Genomic DNA, 19,480 nt, shown 5'->3' with positions numbered 1-19,480 from the left:
TTAGAAATGGTAGAGAGATAACGAACTTAATAATGGTATGTAGTGATGATGGTGGAGGTGTATGTTTGTGTCTGAATCCAGCGCAACAACGGAGATTTTGGTAAAGTTACCGCAGCATCTTTTAAGTGAACTAGATGGATTTGTTAAGCAAGAGAACGTAAACCGCAGCGAATTTATTTATCAGGCTACAAAAATGTTCTTGCGTGAGAAGAAAAAGAGACAAATTCGTGAATCCATGAGACGTGGCTATATGGAAATGGTCAAAATTAATCTGACCATTGCATCTGAAGCATTTCAAGCAGAATACGAGGCAGAACACACAGTTGAACGTCTAGTCAGCGGAGGATAATCCTTTGATTGTCAAACGTGGTGACGTCTATTTTGCGGACCTATCCCCAGTTGTTGGTTCAGAGCAAGGCGGAGTTCGTCCTGTCCTGGTCATCCAAAACGACATCGGGAATCGGTTTAGTCCCACAGTCATTATCGCAGCGATCACAGCACAGATCCAAAAAGCCAAGCTTCCAACACACGTAGAAATTGATGCGAAGCGGTACGGTTTTGAACGAGATTCGGTCATCTTATTGGAACAAATACGCACAATTGACAAACAGCGCCTAACCGATAAAATTACCCATCTCGATGACGAAATGATGGAAAAAGTGGATGAAGCCCTTCAGGTAAGTTTAGGTCTTATTGAATTTTAATGAACAGCACGCTCTTTAATGGAGCGTTTTTTTGTAACCGATCACCTGGCCTGCGAGCAGGCCTTATACATAACCATAAAATAAAAACGGATGTTTTCCTGTGTGGAGAGGCAAGCTTAGCGGCTTGTCTCTTTTTTAGTTGCCCGGGATGATTGGGCTGGTTATGGAAGTGAAAAGCTGGGGTTGTGTGACAGGTTTAGGACTATCGAGTGAAAAGCTGTCAAGAAAAGCTCAGAATCGTGACAGGTTTGGCAGTGAAAGCGGAAAAGCTGTCAAGAAAAGCCCGGAATCGTGACAGGTTTGTCTATGAAAGCGGAAAAGCTGTCAAGAAAAGCCCGGAATCGTGACAGGTTTGTCTATGAAAGCGGAAAAGCTGTCAAGAAAAGCCCGGAATCGTGACAGGTTTGTCTGTGAAAGCGGAAAAGCTGTCAAGAAAAGCTCAGAATCGTGACAGGTTTGGCAGTGGAAGCGGAAAAGCTGTCAAGAAAAGCCCGGAATCGTGACAGGTTTGTCTGTGAAAGCGGAAAAGCTGTCAAGAAAAGCCTGGAATCGTGACAGGTTTGTCTGTGAAAGCGGAAAAGCTGTCAAGAAAAGCTCGGAATCGTGACAGGTAACTCGCCTGACACAAAAGGTATTCTGCTAATCGCATTCCTAAACCAGCACAAATATTTAAAGCAATAAAATTGAATCCAAGAAAAAAGGAATAATAAGAATATCTGTCATGCGATATCCGTTGAATCCTGTCGACAAGTTGATTTTATTTGACGAAAGGAAACTGTTATCATTAAATGGAGATATATAATTCAGGAATTTATGAATATTTATTTACAGTTTTAAAATTGGTTTACAATTGGTCATAAAAGGGTAATGTAAAATTTTGTTGTGATAGAATGGGGAGGATGGAATGAATAAAACAATTTCTAAGTATATCCAGGCTCATAAAGAAGAAATCCTGGACCAATGGATAAATAGGACGAAGGAAGAAGCAGATGATAGAGTAATCCGTCTTGTTTCGGATCGGGTTTTTCAATCTACAAGCAAGGAATTCATCGATCTGATCATTACGAATTTTATAGGCACGAGCGAAGAATATAATGAAAGGCTGACCGACTTTGCTGAAAAAGTGGTCAGGCTTGGCTGGCCATTGACGTTCGTCACAAAGGGGCTCCATACCTTTAATCTGATTGTGTTTGAAGGCTTGCAAAAAGAGGGGCTCGTCACACCAGAAAATCAGATGGATATGGTGTATGAATTCGATCGTTGGTCAACGCCGATGAACAATGAAATCGTCAGTGTATATTCATCCACATGGGAAAGAACGGTTTCCCTCCAGAAAATTGCCTTGCAGGAGCTTTCGGCGCCGCTCATTCCGGTGTTTGAGGGAATCACGGTAATGCCATTAGTCGGTACGATCGATACCGAGCGTGCAAAGCAAATCATGGAGAATCTGCTTAAGGGGGCAGTGAAACACCGTTCCGAGGTGGTCCTGATCGATATTACAGGCGTTCCGGTTGTAGATACGATGGTTGCCCATCATATCATCCAGGCAGCTGATGCTGTCCGGCTCATCGGTGCCAAGTGCATGCTTGTAGGGATCCGTCCTGAAATTGCACAGACGATTGTGAATCTCGGTATCGACCTGAACCAGTTTACAACGAAGAATAACCTGAAAAAAGGTATAGAAGCAGCTCTAGAGCTGACAAATAAAAAAATCGTTTCATTGGAGGGAGCAAAGTGAGAATACCTATTCTAAAGCTGGATGATTGTCTGCTAGTTTCCATACAATGGGAGCTTGACGACCAGACAGCTCTTCAATTCCAAGAGGACTTGCTCCATAAGATTCATGAGACAAGTGCCAATGGAGTTGTCATTGATTTAACCTCAATTGACTTCATTGACTCTTTTATCGCAAAGGTTCTTGGGGATGTCATCAATATGTCCAAGCTCATGGGTGCGATTGTAGTCATTACCGGAATCCAGCCTGCTGTTGCCATAACACTAATTGAATTAGGGATCGGCCTTGATGATGTCCTAACTGCATTAGATTTAGAAAAAGGTTTGGAGAAATTACAACAGGAATTGGGGGAATAGGTGAATGGACATCCAATCCTGCGTTACGATCATTAACGAATGGGACATCGTCGCAGCTCGCCAGCTTGGCCGGAATGTTGCGAAGGAGCTTGGTTTTGGAACAGTTGACCAGGCGCGAATCACCACCGCCATCAGTGAATTGGCCAGAAATATCTACTTGTACGCCGGAAAAGGGCAGATTTGCATCGATAAATTATATGACGGCGGTAAAGCGGGATTGCGAATCAACGCAGTGGACAGCGGCCCGGGAATAAAAGAAATACGCCAAGTCATGGAAGATGGATTTTCAACATCAGGAGGACTTGGAGCCAGCCTTCCCGGAGTGAAACGTCTTATGGATGAATTCGACATTGACTCATCACCCGGACAAGGAACACAGATTAAAGCGACTAAATGGCTCCGTTAGGGGGAGAAAGTATGGATTTCCGAGAAATGATGGAATCAAAGTATCGGGATATTCTTGACAATTATATTAAAGAGCAATCAGAACAGGCTTTGTATGCAGGGCAGAAATTCAGCCGGAAGTCGATTGAGCACAAAATCGCGCCGGAAGAAATCATCAGTGTGCATAAAAGCTTGCTTCTGGAGATGTATCCTGAACTTCCGGAAGATATTATGCATTCCTTTGATATCCTCCTTGAGGTGATGATTGGCTATGGTATTGCTTATCGAGAGCACCAAAGCTTAAGGCATCAGCAAGAGGAGTTAAGATCAGAAATGGAGATTGCCGCCAATGTTCAGCAAACCTTGCTTGGTACGAAAATCCCGGCAGTACCTGGCATTGATATCGGGGCAATAAGCGTTCCCGCTAGGCATATGAACGGTGATTACTTCCATTTTGTCCAGGATGAGAACAATAATATCAGTGTTGCAATCGCTGATGTCATCGGGAAAGGAATTCCGGCAGCGCTTTGTATGTCCATGATTAAGTATGCGATGGACAGCCTGCCAGAAAACCGGCTTGATCCGAGCAGCATCCTGGAAAACCTGAACAGAGTCGTTGAGCAGAATGTCGATCCAAGCATGTTCATCACGATGTTCTACGGAATGTTCAATCCTTCCAATAATATCTTCTATTATGCATCCGCAGGGCATGAGCCAGGCTTCTATTACGATTCCAAAAAGAAGGAATTCTCAGAGTTAGTCGCAAGAGGCTTACTGTTAGGAGTGGACAAGCGGACGAAGTATATCCAGTATGAGAAAGAAATACTTCCTGGGGATATGGTGATCCTGATGTCTGACGGAGTAACAGAATGCAGGACAGAAGAAGGGTTCATTGAGAAGGAAACATTAATCGGATATATAAATAAATATATTCACTTAAATGCTCAGGAAATTGTCAATAATATCTTTAGGGAACTTGAAAAACTTCAGCACTTCCAATTGCGGGATGATTTTACATTGATCATTTTGAAAAGAGATGTTTAATCGGGTTTTAAATGGGGTAAATCAAAAGAGCAATTGAATTGTAAAGGGTGGTCATTTATGAATATTTCGATAGATGTTAAAGAAAAAGAATCAAAGTTAGCAGTTAAAGTAAGCGGCGAAATTGATGCATATACAGCTCCACAGCTTCGTGAAAAGCTTTTCCCTTTGTCCGAAAAAGAGGGCGTAGAGATGGTTGTTGACCTTTCTGAAGTCAATTATATGGATAGTACCGGGCTTGGAGTATTTGTAGGAGTATTCAAGAATGTCCGTGCACATGACGGTGAATTTAAAATCGTTGGGTTGTCCGAACGTTTGCAGAGACTTTTCGAAATCACCGGCTTGGCCGATATTATCGATATAAACAGCCAGATTGAGGGTGGAGTGCAATGAACCAGTCATTTGACTATATTGAAATGAAAATCCCGGCTAAACCAGAATTCGTGGGTGTCATTCGTTTGACTCTTTCTGGTATTGCTAGCCGCATGGGATTTTCCTACGACGAAATTGAAGATCTGAAAATCGCTACGAGTGAAGCTTGTACAAACGCTGTGCAGCATGCCTATCAAAACAATGAGAACGGCGAAGTCATCATCGGTTTTGGACTATATGAAGACAAGCTTGAAGTTATGGTTGCGGATAATGGCCAGAGCTTTGATTTCCATTCAGCGCGCCAGGGGCTTGGTCCGTATGACCAGAATAGTTCTGTAGAATTCCTTCGCGAAGGAGGCTTGGGACTGTATCTGATCGAAACCTTGATGGACGAGGTTCGAATTCATCACAAAGAGGGCGTCACGGTCTTTATGACCAAGTACCGAGAAGGAGAGCAGGTGGAGAGAGATGCAGAGACAATCTCAACCTAAGCAGAGGCCAAAAGAAGAGATTAATAAATTAATCAAAGCCTACCAGCTGCATGAGGATGCAGACGCCCAAAATGAGCTGGTTCTTCATTATCAAAACCTTGTCGAAACAATCGCCAGAAAATATTCCAAAGGAAGGTCATTTCACGAAGATATCTTCCAGGTTGGGATGATTGGACTTTTAGTGGCCATCCGACGCTATGATGAAACATTTGGCAAAAGCTTTGAGGCATTTGCCGTACCGACCATCATTGGAGAAATCAAAAGATTCTTAAGAGATAAAACGTGGAGTGTCCACGTACCGCGGAGGATAAAGGAGCTTGGTCCAAAAATCAAGACGACTGTCGAAGATTTGACCACACACTTACACCGCTCTCCACGGGTAGATGAAATCGCTGAAGCACTCGAGGTTTCCGAAGAAGAAGTATTGGAAGCTATGGAGATGGGCAAAAGCTACCAGGCCTTATCCGTTGACCATTCAATAGAAGCCGATTCTGATGGAGGAACAGTAACCCTGTTGGACATCGTCGGAAACATTGATGAAGGTTATGAAAAGATCAATCAAAGAATGGTGCTCGAAAAAGTACTGCATGTATTAAGCGAACGCGAAAAGTTAATTATCCAATATACCTACCTTGATACTCTTAGCCAGAAAGAGGCAGGGGACAAGCTTGGTATTTCACAGATGCATGTATCACGACTTCAAAGAAGAGCGATTAAAAAGCTTCAAGAAGCGATCCATGCTGAAAACAACAACTCGGAGTACATTACATGATCCAACAGTTCAAAGACAAAATAGAACTTTATGCTTACCAGACAATCAAAGAAGGTAAAATAGAGTGCGGTGACAGCTATTATTATACAGCTACTGATGAATATTTTGTCTGTGTACTTGCTGATGGATTAGGGTCGGGGCAATATGCCCATGAAGCTTCTGCCGCTGTCGTTTCAGTAGTAGAGCAACACCATCACGAAGACGTAGATACGCTCATGAAATACTGCAACAATATTTTAGTGCAAAAAAGAGGAGCCGCTGTCTCGATCTTCAAAGTCTACTTCGAAACCCGCGAATTTGTATACAGCTGTGTCGGAAATATCCGGTTCTTCCTCTATACCTCAAATGGCAAGCTGACATACCCATTGCCTGTAACAGGTTATCTGTCAGGGAAACCGCAGGTATTTCACACCCAGAGATTCATTTATGAGCCACAGTCAAAATTCCTGATTTACTCAGACGGTTTTGATAATATCCACGGCGCTAAAACGATATTGAATGGGTATCGCTCAGTAGGTGCCATCGCAGAGCAAATTAAAAGTGAATATGCAAACTCAATGGATGATGCAACTTTTATTGTGGGAAGTCTACTTTAGCCGGTGGGCTTCTTTTTGTTTGTTGTGGAAATTATTAATTATTCCAGTGAGGTTCACTACATGTAGTTTTCCTCCAGCGCCTAGCCCCTCGAGGCGCTTCCGTCCTGTAGATGTGCTAGACCGGACAGCCAAAGGACGTGGCGTTATCGGCGGGCAGCGCTTGCGCTTATTGTTCTTTATTTTCTATGAGAAATGGGAAAGGGATTAATCCTGTGTGTACATTGATGAGATGCTAATATAGCGGGAAGACCTGAGCTCACTGTAAACCTTCCGCTTATTTTGGTACACTATTAAAGTGACAAGTAATATCAATATAGATTATGGAGGATTGTCTCTTGACTCAAACAATGGATAAGCAGGATCAATATGTAAAAATCATTGCCAAAGAGCAATCGTTAACAGCTAAACAAGTGCAAAGTGTCATTTCATTAATTGATGAAGGAAACACTGTACCGTTCATAGCCCGTTACCGAAAGGAAATGACTGGTGCGCTTGATGAAGTGCAAATTCGTGACATCGTTGAAAGATGGCAATACATACAGAACTTAGAACAGCGAAAAGAAGAAGTCATCAGGCTCATTGAAGAACAAGGAAAGCTGACTGACGAACTGAAGTCGAACATTGAAAAAGCAATCAAGCTTCAGGAAGTAGAAGATTTATACCGGCCATACAAGCAAAAAAGAAGAACAAAAGCGACTGTTGCAAAAGAGAAGGGACTTGAGCCGCTTGCTCAGTGGATGCTGGAGTTCCCTGTGAACGGAAATCTCGAAGAAAAAACCCGGGAGTTTTTTTCAGAAGAGAAAGGTGTCGAATCTATCGAGGATGCGATTGCAGGGGCGAAAGACATCATCGCTGAAGTTGTCTCCGATGACGCAGACAGCCGCAAATGGATTCGGAATGAAACCTATAAATCTGGATCCATCGATTCATCCGTAAAAAATGAAGAGCAGGATGAGAAGAATGTTTATGAGATGTATTATGAGTATTCCGAGCCAGTCAATAAAGTGGTGCCGCACAGAATCCTTGCGCTAAACCGCGGTGAAAAAGAAGATTTGTTGAGGGTTTCAATAAAGCCAAAAACAGATGTCATCATGAGCTTTTTGCAGCGTAAATGGGTTACTAAAAATCACTCTATCACAGCTGCTTCAGTAACAGAAGCGATCGAGGATGCATATAAGCGTCTGATTCAGCCGTCAATCGAACGCGAGATCAGGAATGAACTGACAGAAAAAGCTGAAGAGCAAGCAATTCACATCTTCTCGGAAAACCTCAGAAAGCTGCTTTTGCAGCCTCCGTTAAAAGGGAAGGTTGTTCTCGGGGTAGACCCGGCATTCAGAACGGGATGTAAACTGGCTGCCGTAGATGAAACAGGAAAAGTTTTGTCGATCGGTGTGATTTACCCTCATACCTCTGGCTCGAAAAATACTGAGGCAAAGGACAAATTCATTAAAGTCCTGAAAGAGTATGATGTGGAAATGGTTGCAATCGGTAACGGAACTGCTTCCAGGGAAACAGAACAATTCGTTTCAGACATCCTGAAAGAGATGGATAAAGAAATTTATTATCTTATTGTTAATGAAGCAGGCGCGAGTGTCTATTCCGCATCCGATCTTGCCCGCGAAGAATTCCCTAACTTTCAGGTAGAAGAACGAAGTGCGGTATCGATTGCCCGCAGATTGCAGGACCCGCTTGCGGAGCTTGTTAAAATCGATCCGAAATCCGTCGGTGTCGGTCAATATCAGCATGATGTCAGCCAGAAAAAACTATCCGAGTCGCTGACATTCGTTGTTGAGACGGCAGTTAACCAGGTAGGCGTCAATGTGAATACAGCTTCATCTTCTTTATTGCAGTACGTATCTGGCCTTTCAAAAACAGTGGTCAATAACATAGTAAAGAAGCGAGAAGAAGAAGGAAAGTTTACGAGCAGGACTCAGTTGAAGAAAATTCCGCGCCTCGGGGCCAAGACCTATGAACAGGCAATTGGATTCTTGCGTGTCATTGATGGGAAAGAACCTCTTGACCGGACCGGCATCCACCCGGAAAGTTATGGTGAGGTAAAACAGCTCCTTGATAGCCTGGGATTCAAAACAAAGGATTTAGGCACTCGGGATTTGAAGGACGCGCTTGCTAAAATCAACATCGATCAAACAGCAGATGAACTAGGAATCGGAAAACTTACGCTGAAGGATATTATCGATGCACTCATAAGGCCTGAAAGGGATCCGCGAGATGAGCTTCCGGCGCCACTTTTGAAAAAGGATGTATTGAAGCTAGAGGACCTAAAAACGGGAATGGAGCTTCAAGGTACTGTACGGAACGTGGTTGACTTCGGTGCATTCGTTGATATTGGTGTAAAACAAGATGGACTGGTCCATATATCAAAACTAAGCAATCGATTCGTAAAACACCCGCTGGATATTGTATCCGTTGGGGATGTAGTCACGGTATGGGTGGACAGTGTCGATCAGAAAAAAAGGTCGCGTCGCCTTGACGATGCTTAAGCCTGACCAGGCATAATACAGAAGACTGCAGGGATTCCTGCAGTCTTCTAATCGTTTAAATTTTGTTTATTTCTATAAAAGTACCAACATTGGTTTAAAAGTTTGATTTGATACCGATTTTTCTCATAGAAGGCTCGTTTCATTTGATTCTGAAACCAGACAGGCATGGCAATACCTCCTTAAGATAATGCGTTAAAAGGTAACATTAATATATGCTATAATGGGTTGTCATGTTCTATAAAAGGCAGGCGTTTTAAAGATGACTGATCAAGAATTGCATAGTCTTGTAGTGACGATTTCCAATGAATACTTCCATAAGCCATTCAGGCATAAGGCATTCTTCAATCCAAGACTTCGGACAACTGGCGGCCGCTATATGCTGAGCAGCCACAACATTGAAATTAATAAAAAGTATTTTGAGCAGCTTGGCGAGGCGGAGTTGGTTGGGATCATCAAGCATGAACTTTGCCATTACCATCTTCATATAGAAGGAAAAGGCTACAAGCATCGCGATAAAGATTTTCGAGATCTATTAAAGAAGGTAGATGCCCCGAGGTTTTGTTCTGTTCTTCCGGAGGAGAAAAAAGAGAAGGGCGAAACAGAAGTTCGTTTTTTATCAGTGCAGCAGCTGTAAGTTATCCTATCGTCGCAAAAAATCTATCAATACCTTGAAATACGTGTGTGGAAAATGCCGGGGGAAGCTGATAAAGGTGAAGGAAATGACTGTAGAATAAGGCTTTGAGGGCTTCTGAAAAAGAAATAAAAAACTTATCAAAAACACCCTTGACTTTTGCTGGGCAGCTCCCTATAATAGTAAGAGTCGACAAGACAACGACATCGAAAATTAAAGTTATTCCGCAGTAGCTCAGTGGTAGAGCACTCGGCTGTTAACCGAGCGGTCGTAGGTTCGAATCCTACCTGCGGAGCCATTAATTTTTAAGGTATGGGGAAGTACTCAAGAGGCTGAAGAGGCGCCCCTGCTAAGGGTGTAGGTCGGGTAACCGGCGCGAGGGTTCAAATCCCTCCTTCTCCGCCAGAACCTTTTAAATGGCCCCTTGGTCAAGCGGTTAAGACACCGCCCTTTCACGGCGGTAACACGGGTTCGAATCCCGTAGGGGTCACCAAGATTATTTCGCGACAGCGAAAGTAATATTATAATTCCATATCTGGTCCCGTGGTGTAGCGGTTAACATGCCTGCCTGTCACGCAGGAGATCGCCGGTTCGATCCCGGTCGGGACCGCCATTTTATTGGGCTATAGCCAAGCGGTAAGGCATCGCACTTTGACTGCGACATGCGTTGGTTCGAATCCAGCTAGCCCAGCCATTTTTGAGCCATTAGCTCAGTCAGTTGCTCGCTTCATTGAACAACATCAGCGGCAACTTGCGAGGAAGACCGAAGGTCTTTTGAGCACAGGATTTCAAACAAAACTTGTTTAGGGTTTTGTTTAATACGAGCCATTAGCTCAGTCGGTAGAGCATCTGACTTTTAATCAGAGGGTCGAAGGTTCGAGTCCTTCATGGCTCACCAAAGTTTTTTCGCACCAGCGAAAATAACTTTCCTTAATTTTCGCTTCGGCGAATGAATATCAATATGCGGGTGTGGCGGAATTGGCAGACGCACCAGACTTAGGATCTGGCGCCGCAAGGCGTGGGGGTTCGACTCCCTTCACCCGCACCATTAATTACCTGTTTAATAATGAATCTCGATTAGTTATTATATAATCCTGTCATGTTTTGCGGTCGTGGCGGAATGGCAGACGCGCTAGGTTGAGGGCCTAGTGGGGGCAACCCCGTGGAGGTTCAAGTCCTCTCGGCCGCACCAAAAAAAGTGTTGACACCTTTTATCGGGTGTGGTAAGATATAAAAGTTGCTATTAAAAACAATGCGCCCGTAGCTCAATTGGATAGAGCGTCTGACTACGGATCAGAAGGTTATGGGTTCGACTCCTTTCGGGCGCGCCATTATTTTTTCCTTAATAACGGGGAGTAGCTCAGCTTGGTAGAGCACTTGGTTTGGGACCAAGGGGTCGCAGGTTCGAATCCTGTCTTCCCGACCATTCAGTATTTCAACTTTATATGCGGGTGTAGTTTAGTGGTAAAACCTCAGCCTTCCAAGCTGATGATGAGAGTTCGATTCTCTTCACCCGCTCCAATTTCATTGTTCTTTGAAAACTAAACAAACAAGCGTCAACAAACAATATTTATAGTGACTTCTATTATATAGTTGATCACTAGCCAACGTTTTAAATTATGAGCTAAACTCATACTCTTTCTTGGAGAGTTTGATCCTGGCTCAGGACGAACGCTGGCGGCGTGCCTAATACATGCAAGTCGAGCGGATCTTCATTAGCTTGCTTTTGAAGATCAGCGGCGGACGGGTGAGTAACACGTGGGCAACCTGCCTGTAAGACTGGGATAACTTCGGGAAACCGGAGCTAATACCGGATAATCCTTTCCCTCTCATGAGGGGAAGCTGAAAGACGGTTTCGGCTGTCACTTACAGATGGTACGCGGCGCATTAGCTAGTTGGTGAGGTAACGGCTCACCAAGGCAACGATGCGTAGCCGACCTGAGAGGGTGATCACCACACTGGGACTGAGACACGGTACCAGACTCCTACGGGAGGCAGCAGTAGGGAATCTTCCGCAATGGACGAAAGTCTGACGGAGCAACGCCGCGTGAACGATGAAGGCTTTCGGGTCGTAAAGTTCTGTTGTCAGGGAAGAACAAGTATCGGAGTAACTGCCGGTACCTTGACGGTACCTGACCAGAAAGCCACGGCTAACTACGTGCCAGCAGCCGCGGTAATACGTAGGTGGCAAGCGTTGTCCGGAATTATTGGGCGTAAAGCGCGCGCAGGCGGTTCCTTAAGTCTGATGTGAAAGCCCCCGGCTCAACCGGGGAGGGTCATTGGAAACTGGGGAACTTGAGTGCAGAAGAGGAGAGCGGAATTCCACGTGTAGCGGTGAAATGCGTAGAGATGTGGAGGAACACCAGTGGCGAAGGCGGCTCTCTGGTCTGTAACTGACGCTGAGGCGCGAAAGCGTGGGGAGCGAACAGGATTAGATACCCTGGTAGTCCACGCCGTAAACGATGAGTGCTAAGTGTTAGAGGGTTTCCGCCCTTTAGTGCTGCAGCAAACGCATTAAGCACTCCGCCTGGGGAGTACGGCCGCAAGGCTGAAACTCAAAGGAATTGACGGGTACACAAGCGGTGGAGCATGTGGTTTAATTCGAAGCAACGCGAAGAACCTTACCAGGTCTTGACATCCTCTTGATTTCCCTAGAGATAGGGCGTTCCCCTTCGGGGGACAGAGTGACAGGTGGTGCATGGTTGTCGTCAGCTCGTGTCGTGAGATGTTGGGTTAAGTCCCGCAACGAGCGCAACCCTTGATCTTAGTTGCCAGCATTCAGTTGGGCACTCTAAGGTGACTGCCGGTGACAAACCGGAGGAAGGTGGGGATGACGTCAAATCATCATGCCCCTTATGACCTGGGCTACACACGTGCTACAATGGATGGAACAAAGGGTCGCGAAGCCGCGAGGTCGAGCCAATCCCATAAATCCATTCTCAGTTCGGATTGCAGGCTGCAACTCGCCTGCATGAAGCCGGAATCGCTAGTAATCGCGGATCAGCATGCCGCGGTGAATACGTTCCCGGGCCTTGTACACACCGCCCGTCACACCACGAGAGTTTGTAACACCCGAAGTCGGTGGGGTAACCTTTATGGAGCCAGCCGCCTAAGGTGGGACAGATGATTGGGGTGAAGTCGTAACAAGGTAGCCGTATCGGAAGGTGCGGCTGGATCACCTCCTTTCTAAGGATATTGCCGTAAAGGCAATCGGAATGCGAACCTTCTGGTTCGTACTGTGGATGTAATCCACATAGTTGACTTTTGTTTGTTTAGTTTTGAGGGAGCAATTGCCTCAAGACTTTTTTGTTCCTTGAAAACTAGATAATCGTAAGTAAGAAGAACCAAGAAAAAACCGAGTGATCGCCATTTTAGTTTTTCTCTCTATTTAATAGAGAAATGACCTTTTAGGTTAAGTTAGAAAGGGCGCACGGTGGATGCCTTGGCACTAGGAGCCGATGAAGGACGGGACTAACACCGATATGCTTCGGGGAGCTGTAAGTAAGCTTTGATCCGGAGATTTCCGAATGGGGAAACCCACTGTTCGTAATGGAACAGTATCTTTACCTGAATACATAGGGTATTGAAGGCAGACCCGGGGAACTGAAACATCTAAGTACCCGGAGGAAGAGAAAGCAAACGCGATTCCCTGAGTAGCGGCGAGCGAAACGGGACATAGCCCAAACCAAGAGGCTTGCCTCTTGGGGTTGTAGGACACTCAACATGGAGTTACAAAGGAACGGGGTAGATGAAGTGGTCTGGAAAGGCCGTCATAGAAGGTAAAAACCCTGTAGTTGAAACTTCGTTCCCTCCTGAGTGGATCCTGAGTACGGCGGGACACGAGAAATCCCGTCGGAAGCTGGGAGGACCATCTCCCAAGGCTAAATACTCCCTAGTGACCGATAGTGAACCAGTACCGTGAGGGAAAGGTGAAAAGCACCCCGGAAGGGGAGTGAAATAGATCCTGAAACCGTGTGCCTACAAGTAGTCAGAGCCCGTTCATGGGTGATGGCGTGCCTTTGTAGAATGAACCGGCGAGTTACGATCCCATGCAAGGTTAAGTTGAGAAGACGGAGCCGCAGCGAAAGCGAGTCTGAATAGGGCGAATTAGTATGTGGTCGTAGACCCGAAACCAGGTGATCTACCCATGTCCAGGGTGAAGGTTGGGTAACACCAACTGGAGGCTTGAACCCACGCACGTTGAAAAGTGCGGGGATGAGGTGTGGGTAGCGGAGAAATTCCAATCGAACTTGGAGATAGCTGGTTCTCTCCGAAATAGCTTTAGGGCTAGCCTCACGTTGTAAGAGTCTTGGAGGTAGAGCACTGTTTGGACTAGGGGCCCTCATCGGGTTACCGAATTCAGACAAACTCCGAATGCCAAAGACTTATCCGTGGGAGTCAGACTGCGAGTGATAAGATCCGTAGTCAAAAGGGAAACAGCCCAGACCACCAGCTAAGGTCCCAAAGTATACGTTAAGTGGAAAAGGATGTGGAGTTGCTTAGACAACCAGGATGTTGGCTTAGAAGCAGCCACCATTTAAAGAGTGCGTAATAGCTCACTGGTCGAGTGACTCTGCGCCGAAAATGTACCGGGGCTAAACGTATCACCGAAGCTGTGGATTGACATCTTAGATGTCAGTGGTAGGAGAGCGTTCTAAGGGCGTTGAAGTCAGACCGTAAGGACTGGTGGAGCGCTTAGAAGTGAGAATGCCGGTATGAGTAGCGAAAGATGGGTGAGAATCCCATCCACCGAATGCCCAAGGTTTCCTGAGGAAGGCTCGTCCTCTCAGGGTTAGTCGGGACCTAAGCCGAGTACCGAAAGGCGTAGGCGATGGACAACAGGTTGATATTCCTGTACCACCTCTTTATCGTTTGAGCAATGGGGGGACGCAGTAGGATAGGGTAAGCGCGCTGTTGGATATGCGCGTCTAAGCAGTAAGGCTGCAAGTGAGGCAAATCCCGCTTGCGTGAAGGCTGAGCTGTGACAGCGAGGGAAATATAGTACCGAAGTTCCTGATTTCACACTGCCAAGAAAAGCCTCTAGCGAGATAAAAGGTGCCCGTACCGCAAACCGACACAGGTAGGCGAGGAGAGAATCCTAAGGTGAGCGAGAGAACTCTCGTTAAGGAACTCGGCAAAATGACCCCGTAACTTCGGGAGAAGGGGTGCTCATTTGGGTGAATAGCCTAGATGAGCCGCAGTGAATAAGTACCAGGCGACTGTTTAGCAAAAACACAGGTCTCTGCGAAGCCGCAAGGCGAAGTATAGGGGCTGACGCCTGCCCGGTGCTGGAAGGTTAAGAGGAGGGGTTAGCTCACGCGAAGCTCTGAATCGAAGCCCCAGTAAACGGCGGTAACTATAACGGTCCTAAGGTAGCGAAATTCCTTGTCGGGTAAGTTCCGACCCGCACGAAAGGCGTAACGATCTGGGCACTGTCTCAACGAGAGACTCGGTGAAATTATAGTACCTGTGAAGATGCAGGTTACCCGCGACAGGACGGAAAGACCCCGTGGAGCTTTACTGTAGCCTGATATTGAATTTTGGTACAGCTTGTACAGGATAGGTAGGAGCCTGAGAAACCGGAGCGCCAGCTTCGGTGGAGGCGCTGGTGGGATACTACCCTGGCTGTATTGAAATTCTAACCCACGCCCCTGATCGGGGCGGGAGACAGTGTCAGGTGGGCAGTTTGACTGGGGCGGTCGCCTCCTAAAGAGTAACGGAGGCGCCCAAAGGTTCCCTCAGAATGGTTGGAAATCATTCGCAGAGTGTAAAGGCACAAGGGAGCTTGACTGCGAGACCTACAAGTCGAGCAGGGACGAAAGTCGGGCTTAGTGATCCGGTGGTTCCGCATGGAAGGGCCATCGCTCAACGGATAAAAGCTACCCCGGGGATAACAGGCTTATCTCCCCCCAAGAGTCCACATCGACGGGGAGGTTTGGCACCTCGATGTCGGCTCATCGCATCCTGGGGCTGTAGTCGGTCCCAAGGGTTGGGCTGTTCGCCCATTAAAGCGGTACGCGAGCTGGGTTCAGAACGTCGTGAGACAGTTCGGTCCCTATCCGTCGTGGGCGCAGGAAATTTGAGAGGAGCTGTCCTTAGTACGAGAGGACCGGGATGGACGCACCGCTGGTGTACCAGTTGTCTTGCCAAAGGCATCGCTGGGTAGCTATGTGCGGACGGGATAAGTGCTGAAAGCATCTAAGCATGAAGCCCCCTCAAGATGAGATTTCCCATAGCGCAAGCTAGTAAGAACCCTGAAAGATGATCAGGTTGATAGGTCAGAGGTGGAAGCGCGGTGACGTGTGGAGCTGACTGATACTAATCGTTCGAGGACTTAACCAAATTAGATGACTCGTTTTTCTTGAATTCTTCTTACACATTATCTAGTTTTGAGGGAATAAAACCTCAAACCAAATAGTCTGGTGGCGATAGCGAGAAGGTCACACCCGTTCCCATACCGAACACGGAAGTTAAGCTTCTCAGCGCCGATGGTAGTTGGGGGTTTCCCCCTGTGAGAGTAGGACGCCGCCGGGCTGTTTGAACAATTTAATGGATTAGCTTTTAATATTATCGACGCGGGGTGGAGCAGTTCGGTAGCTCGTCGGGCTCATAACCCGAAGGTCGCAGGTTCAAATCCTGCCCCCGCAATAATCCATCTTTTCATACATTTTGGTCCCGTGGTGTAGCGGTTAACATGCCTGCCTGTCACGCAGGAGATCGCCGGTTCGATCCCGGTCGGGACCGCCATTTTTATAGTTTGGTAGTTTATCAGGACGAAACAAGGTTTCGTTTTTTTTATTGCCTGAAAAGGAAAAATTGCTGGTTTTTTTGCTCGTCCTTGATAAATCGTGTAAACTACATATAGAATCTTCATCCTTAGGAGACTTCCTAAGGTTTTTTATCTTTTAGGGGAAGTAAACTTTTGAACTTAGATAAGTGTCTGTGTCTGAATAAGGGACTTGCGCTTTTCATTATAAAATTGATTATTAGTTAGGTGATATAAATGGCGAGTTATCAATTCATTTCAAAGCAACCAGAAGAAACAAAAGATTTTGCCAAGAGGCTTGCTGGTCTTCTTCAAGCCGGGGATGTGATTGCCCTTGAAGGGGATTTAGGTGCAGGGAAGACGACTTTTACAAAAGGCCTTGCAGAAGGATTGGGAATCACCAGGAATGTGAACAGTCCTACTTTTACAATTATCAAGGAGTACCAGGGACGTCTTCCTTTGTACCATATGGATGTATACCGTGTGGAAGATGCCTTTGAAGATCTTGGTTTTGAAGAATACTTTGAAGGTAATGGGGTGACGGTCGTAGAATGGGCTCATTTAATTGGAGCTCAGTTGCCTGAAGAGCGATTGCTCCTTCAATTATTTCTTGATGAAGATGGCGCTAGAAGAATCGTTGCTGAGCCAAGGGGCAATCGATATGAAGAATTATGTAAGGAGATTTTTTAAATGAAGGTATTATCGATTGATACGTCCAATTATGTTTTAGGTATTGGTTTGCTTGATGGTGAGAACGTTTTGGGCGAGTATATCTCCAATATAAAAAAAGAATCACTCCGTACGAGTCATGCCTGCAATTCAGACATTGATGGCAGAGTGTAATATAAAGCCTGGGGATCTATCGAAGATTGTTGTCGCTGAAGGACCTGGATCATACACTGGTGTCCGGATTGGAGTGACGATCGCGAAAACAATGGCCTGGACATTGAAGATTCCGTTATCAGGCGTCTCGAGCCTTGAGGCTGCAGCAGCAACGTCTGGCCGTTATTTTGACGGGTATGTTTCTCCGTTCTTTGATGCGAGGAGAGGACAAATTTATACAGGTTTATATAAGTTTGTGAATCAAAACTTACATATTGTGAAAGAAGACCAGCTTGTCATGTCAGCTGATTGGGTAAAAGCCTTAAATGAAAAGAACAGCAGAATTTTGTTCACGAGCAATGATTTGATACTCCATGAAGAGGTCATCAAGGAGGAGCTTGGCGACAAGGCAATTTTTGCAGCTATCACAGAACAGAATCCTAGACCTGCAGAGCTTGCATTATTGGGACGGGATAAAGAGGCTGTTGACCTGCATACATTCGTTCCTAATTATATCCGCCTGGCAGAAGCAGAGGCTAATTGGCTGAAAGCACAAAAGACTAAAAGTTGAGTGGGAAGAGAAGATGAATAAAACGATAACGATCCGCAATATGACGGTTGATGATCTGGATCAAGTGATGGAAGTAGAGGTTAATTCCTTTACCATTCCATGGAGCAGGGAAGCATTTTTCAATGAATTGACGAAGAATCAGTTTGCACAGTATCTAATAGTAGAAGTGGACCAGAAGGTAGTCGGCTACTGTGGAGTGTGGATCATCATTGATGAGGCACATATTACAAATATTGCCGTGCTTCCGGAATACAGAGGATTGAAGCTGGGTGGGGCGCTTATGGGCAAGGTAATGGAACTGGCTCGTGAGTTCGGCGTATTAAGAGTGACGCTTGAAGTCAGGGTTAGCAATGGAAGGGCCCAAAAACTTTATCGCAAGTTTGGATTTGAAGAAGGGGCTATTAGAAAACAGTATTATACAGACAATATGGAAGACGCTTTAGTAATGTGGGTGAATTTATAATGACAAAAGATCAATTAATAATGGGAATAGAGACGAGCTGTGATGAGACGGCTATAGCGATTGTGAAAAATGGACGGGAAATCCTTGCGAATGTCGTCGCCTCTCAGATTGAGAGTCATAAGCGATTCGGCGGCGTAGTTCCAGAGATTGCATCAAGGCATCATGTTGAACAGATTACGCTTGTATTAGAAGAAGCATTAGCACAGGCAAATGTGGATATTAAAGACCTGGATGCCATTGCGGTAACGAAAGGACCAGGCCTGGTGGGTGCATTATTAATCGGGGTAAACGCAGCCAAAGCGCTGGCGTTTGCGAATGGCATTCCACTGATTGGTGTACATCATATTGCCGGCCATATTTATGCGAACCGGCTTGTAACGGAGATGAACTTCCCGCTGCTGTCACTTGTAGTTTCTGGCGGGCACACGGAGCTCGTATATATGAAGGAGCACGGTCATTTCGAGGTTATTGGCGAGACAAGGGATGACGCAGCAGGTGAAGCCTATGATAAGGTTGCAAGGACATTGCATCTTCCATATCCGGGTGGGCCGCATATCGACAGACTTGCTCATGAAGGAAAGGCGACAATTGACCTCCCCCGTGCATGGCTAGAGGAAGGCTCTTATGATTTTAGCTTTAGCGGGCTGAAATCGGCTGTGATCAATGTTGTGCATAACGCAAGGCAAAAGGGTGAAGAAATTGCTCCTGAAGAACTAGCAGCCAGTTTCCAGGCAAGCGTTATAGATGTACTTGTCACTAAAACTCAAAAAGCTGTGAAGGAATATGGAGTAAAACAGGTTCTGCTTGCTGGAGGAGTTGCGGCGAATAGAGGTTTGAGGGAGAAATTATCCACAGATTTTGCTGATTCAGATGTGGAAATTGTTATTCCACCATTGTCTTTATGCACAGATAATGCTGCGATGATTGCAGCTGCAGGAAGTGTTTTTTATGAAAAAGGCCAACGCGCCGATTTAACTTTGAATGGAAATCCAGGTCTAGAGATAACTATCCACAACTAAAGTCGTAAATGAAAAAAAATGTTGTCAGACTCTTCTGTGGATATGTGGGTGTTTTACCTACACAATTGTGTATAATGTGGAAAACTCTCTGGATAAGCTATAAATCAATCTTTACTATATGAATAACTATGTGAACAAAAAGTCCCGGTTTTTAAATCGGGACTTTTTTGTGGATTATTTGGAGGAAAATTAAAGAATTTAATATAAAAAATGATTTTCAATGCCATTTTACAAAAGAGAAGTTGAATGTAGACAA

At 45.5% G+C, this 19,480-nt stretch carries 14 protein-coding genes, 13 tRNA genes, 3 rRNA genes and 3 pseudogenes; 32 read left to right on the top strand and 1 reads right to left on the bottom strand.

What is annotated here, in order from left to right; translation table 11 throughout:
* The first annotated feature begins 67 nt into the window (after nucleotides 1-67).
* The 11 genes and pseudogenes from LC048_RS21805 to LC048_RS21755 all read left to right on the top strand — a co-directional run bounded on the left by LC048_RS21805 (nucleotide 68) and on the right by LC048_RS21755 (nucleotide 8,968).
* Complete coding sequence (locus tag LC048_RS21805) at nucleotides 68-349, top strand: CopG family ribbon-helix-helix protein (protein ID WP_306048781.1); 282 nt, start codon at nucleotides 68-70, stop codon at nucleotides 347-349.
* A gap of 4 nt (nucleotides 350-353) precedes the next feature.
* A complete protein-coding gene (gene ndoA, locus LC048_RS21800) occupies nucleotides 354-704 on the top strand; it encodes a type II toxin-antitoxin system endoribonuclease NdoA (RefSeq protein WP_041967053.1) in 351 nt (116 codons plus the stop codon).
* A 904-nt stretch (nucleotides 705-1,608) separates the two neighbouring features.
* Nucleotides 1,609-2,442 carry an RsbT co-antagonist protein RsbRA gene (locus tag LC048_RS21795; RefSeq protein WP_226607112.1) on the top strand — a complete coding sequence of 278 codons (834 nt, stop codon included), beginning with the start codon at nucleotides 1,609-1,611 and terminating at the stop codon, nucleotides 2,440-2,442.
* Entirely contained in the window at nucleotides 2,439-2,795 is a 357-nt protein-coding gene (locus tag LC048_RS21790; RefSeq protein ID WP_041967776.1) for an STAS domain-containing protein, read from the top strand. The genes LC048_RS21795 and LC048_RS21790 overlap by 4 nt, the downstream gene beginning before the upstream one ends.
* A 4-nt stretch (nucleotides 2,796-2,799) precedes the next feature.
* On the top strand, nucleotides 2,800-3,201 hold the full coding sequence (locus tag LC048_RS21785) for an anti-sigma regulatory factor (protein WP_306048778.1): 402 nt from the start codon (nucleotides 2,800-2,802) through the stop codon (nucleotides 3,199-3,201).
* An 11-nt stretch (nucleotides 3,202-3,212) separates the two neighbouring features.
* Nucleotides 3,213-4,223, top strand: a complete 1,011-nt coding sequence (locus LC048_RS21780) for a PP2C family protein-serine/threonine phosphatase (protein ID WP_226607109.1) — start codon at nucleotides 3,213-3,215, stop codon at nucleotides 4,221-4,223.
* A gap of 57 nt (nucleotides 4,224-4,280) precedes the next feature.
* A complete protein-coding gene (locus LC048_RS21775; RefSeq protein WP_226607106.1) occupies nucleotides 4,281-4,613 on the top strand; it encodes an anti-sigma factor antagonist in 333 nt (110 codons plus the stop codon).
* The gene (rsbW, locus tag LC048_RS21770; protein ID WP_102264925.1) at nucleotides 4,610-5,083 is read left to right on the top strand and encodes an anti-sigma B factor RsbW; all 474 of its coding nucleotides are present in this window, start codon (nucleotides 4,610-4,612) and stop codon (nucleotides 5,081-5,083) included. The genes LC048_RS21775 and rsbW overlap by 4 nt, the downstream gene beginning before the upstream one ends.
* Nucleotides 5,061-5,855: an RNA polymerase sigma factor SigB gene (gene sigB / locus LC048_RS21765; protein ID WP_306048776.1), complete on the top strand. Its 795-nt coding sequence runs from the start codon at nucleotides 5,061-5,063 to the stop codon at nucleotides 5,853-5,855. The genes rsbW and sigB overlap by 23 nt, the downstream gene beginning before the upstream one ends.
* A complete protein-coding gene (locus tag LC048_RS21760) occupies nucleotides 5,852-6,451 on the top strand; it encodes a PP2C family serine/threonine-protein phosphatase (RefSeq protein ID WP_226607102.1) in 600 nt (199 codons plus the stop codon). Before sigB ends, LC048_RS21760 begins: the two co-directional genes overlap by 4 nt.
* A 347-nt stretch (nucleotides 6,452-6,798) precedes the next feature.
* Nucleotides 6,799-8,968 (top strand): annotated as a pseudogene (locus LC048_RS21755) (Tex family protein).
* Nucleotides 8,969-8,999: 31 nt separating this feature from the next.
* On the opposite strand, the gene cmpA reads toward LC048_RS21755, so the two are convergent.
* Nucleotides 9,000-9,119, bottom strand: a complete 120-nt coding sequence (gene cmpA / locus LC048_RS21750) for a cortex morphogenetic protein CmpA (RefSeq protein ID WP_102264929.1) — start codon at nucleotides 9,117-9,119, stop codon at nucleotides 9,000-9,002.
* Nucleotides 9,120-9,211: 92 nt separating this feature from the next.
* Here cmpA and LC048_RS21745 point away from each other — a divergent pair.
* The 21 genes and pseudogenes from LC048_RS21745 (at nucleotide 9,212) to tsaD (ending at nucleotide 19,224) form a co-directional block, all read left to right on the top strand.
* Nucleotides 9,212-9,686: pseudogene (locus tag LC048_RS21745) on the top strand (SprT family protein).
* A gap of 120 nt (nucleotides 9,687-9,806) precedes the next feature.
* A tRNA-Asn gene (locus tag LC048_RS21740) sits at nucleotides 9,807-9,881 on the top strand.
* Between the two features lie 16 nt (nucleotides 9,882-9,897).
* A tRNA-Ser gene (locus tag LC048_RS21735) sits at nucleotides 9,898-9,988 on the top strand.
* Nucleotides 9,989-10,001: 13 nt separating this feature from the next.
* Nucleotides 10,002-10,076: transfer RNA gene (locus LC048_RS21730), tRNA-Glu, on the top strand.
* Between the two features lie 44 nt (nucleotides 10,077-10,120).
* Nucleotides 10,121-10,196: transfer RNA gene (locus tag LC048_RS21725), tRNA-Asp, on the top strand.
* A 6-nt stretch (nucleotides 10,197-10,202) separates the two neighbouring features.
* Nucleotides 10,203-10,277, top strand: a tRNA-Gln gene (locus LC048_RS21720).
* 128 nt (nucleotides 10,278-10,405) lie between these two features.
* Nucleotides 10,406-10,481, top strand: a tRNA-Lys gene (locus LC048_RS21715).
* A 65-nt stretch (nucleotides 10,482-10,546) separates the two neighbouring features.
* Nucleotides 10,547-10,631, top strand: a tRNA-Leu gene (locus tag LC048_RS21710).
* A gap of 58 nt (nucleotides 10,632-10,689) precedes the next feature.
* A tRNA-Leu gene (locus LC048_RS21705) sits at nucleotides 10,690-10,775 on the top strand.
* A 62-nt stretch (nucleotides 10,776-10,837) separates the two neighbouring features.
* A tRNA-Arg gene (locus tag LC048_RS21700) sits at nucleotides 10,838-10,914 on the top strand.
* Nucleotides 10,915-10,932: 18 nt separating this feature from the next.
* A tRNA-Pro gene (locus LC048_RS21695) sits at nucleotides 10,933-11,009 on the top strand.
* A 21-nt stretch (nucleotides 11,010-11,030) separates the two neighbouring features.
* Nucleotides 11,031-11,104 (top strand) — tRNA-Gly (locus LC048_RS21690).
* A 118-nt stretch (nucleotides 11,105-11,222) separates the two neighbouring features.
* Nucleotides 11,223-12,769, top strand: a 16S ribosomal RNA gene (locus tag LC048_RS21685).
* Between the two features lie 224 nt (nucleotides 12,770-12,993).
* Nucleotides 12,994-15,925, top strand: a 23S ribosomal RNA gene (locus tag LC048_RS21680).
* A 76-nt stretch (nucleotides 15,926-16,001) separates the two neighbouring features.
* A 5S ribosomal RNA gene (gene rrf / locus LC048_RS21675) occupies nucleotides 16,002-16,117 on the top strand.
* The 16S, 23S and 5S rRNA genes sit together here with 13 tRNA genes alongside, the layout of an rRNA operon.
* A 40-nt stretch (nucleotides 16,118-16,157) precedes the next feature.
* Nucleotides 16,158-16,231: transfer RNA gene (locus tag LC048_RS21670), tRNA-Met, on the top strand.
* Nucleotides 16,232-16,254: 23 nt separating this feature from the next.
* Nucleotides 16,255-16,330 (top strand) — tRNA-Asp (locus LC048_RS21665).
* 256 nt (nucleotides 16,331-16,586) lie between these two features.
* Nucleotides 16,587-17,039 (top strand): tRNA (adenosine(37)-N6)-threonylcarbamoyltransferase complex ATPase subunit type 1 TsaE, encoded by a 453-nt coding sequence (gene tsaE / locus LC048_RS21660; protein WP_226607596.1) that lies wholly within the window; start codon nucleotides 16,587-16,589, stop codon nucleotides 17,037-17,039.
* Nucleotides 17,040-17,742, top strand: a pseudogene (gene tsaB / locus LC048_RS21655) (tRNA (adenosine(37)-N6)-threonylcarbamoyltransferase complex dimerization subunit type 1 TsaB).
* A gap of 13 nt (nucleotides 17,743-17,755) precedes the next feature.
* Complete coding sequence (gene rimI, locus LC048_RS21650) at nucleotides 17,756-18,205, top strand: ribosomal protein S18-alanine N-acetyltransferase (RefSeq protein WP_226607600.1); 450 nt, start codon at nucleotides 17,756-17,758, stop codon at nucleotides 18,203-18,205.
* Entirely contained in the window at nucleotides 18,205-19,224 is a 1,020-nt protein-coding gene (gene tsaD, locus LC048_RS21645) for a tRNA (adenosine(37)-N6)-threonylcarbamoyltransferase complex transferase subunit TsaD (protein ID WP_226607602.1), read from the top strand. Before rimI ends, tsaD begins: the two co-directional genes overlap by 1 nt.
* Nucleotides 19,225-19,480: the final 256 nt, after the last annotated feature.

The organism is Mesobacillus subterraneus, assembly GCF_020524355.2.
In the GTDB taxonomy this organism is placed as follows: domain Bacteria; phylum Bacillota; class Bacilli; order Bacillales; family Cytobacillaceae; genus Mesobacillus; species Mesobacillus subterraneus_C.
Note: the sequence above shows the minus strand (reverse complement) of the source record. Positions and strands in the feature narration are given on the sequence as shown.

Excerpts from the sequence above, each read along its gene's own strand:
- LC048_RS21795 (WP_226607112.1), top strand. The coding sequence starts at position 1,609 with ATGAATAAAACAATTTCTAAGTATATCCAGGCTCATAAAGAAGAAATC.
- LC048_RS21785 (WP_306048778.1), top strand. The coding sequence starts at position 2,800 with ATGGACATCCAATCCTGCGTTACGATCATTAACGAATGGGACATCGTC.
- LC048_RS21780 (WP_226607109.1), top strand. The coding sequence starts at position 3,213 with ATGGATTTCCGAGAAATGATGGAATCAAAGTATCGGGATATTCTTGAC.
- LC048_RS21775 (WP_226607106.1), top strand. The coding sequence starts at position 4,281 with ATGAATATTTCGATAGATGTTAAAGAAAAAGAATCAAAGTTAGCAGTT.
- rsbW (WP_102264925.1), top strand. The coding sequence starts at position 4,610 with ATGAACCAGTCATTTGACTATATTGAAATGAAAATCCCGGCTAAACCA.
- sigB (WP_306048776.1), top strand. The coding sequence starts at position 5,061 with ATGCAGAGACAATCTCAACCTAAGCAGAGGCCAAAAGAAGAGATTAAT.
- LC048_RS21760 (WP_226607102.1), top strand. The coding sequence starts at position 5,852 with ATGATCCAACAGTTCAAAGACAAAATAGAACTTTATGCTTACCAGACA.
- cmpA (WP_102264929.1), bottom strand. The coding sequence starts at position 9,119 with ATGCCTGTCTGGTTTCAGAATCAAATGAAACGAGCCTTCTATGAGAAA.
- tsaE (WP_226607596.1), top strand. The coding sequence starts at position 16,587 with ATGGCGAGTTATCAATTCATTTCAAAGCAACCAGAAGAAACAAAAGAT.
- rimI (WP_226607600.1), top strand. The coding sequence starts at position 17,756 with ATGAATAAAACGATAACGATCCGCAATATGACGGTTGATGATCTGGAT.
- tsaD (WP_226607602.1), top strand. The coding sequence starts at position 18,205 with ATGACAAAAGATCAATTAATAATGGGAATAGAGACGAGCTGTGATGAG.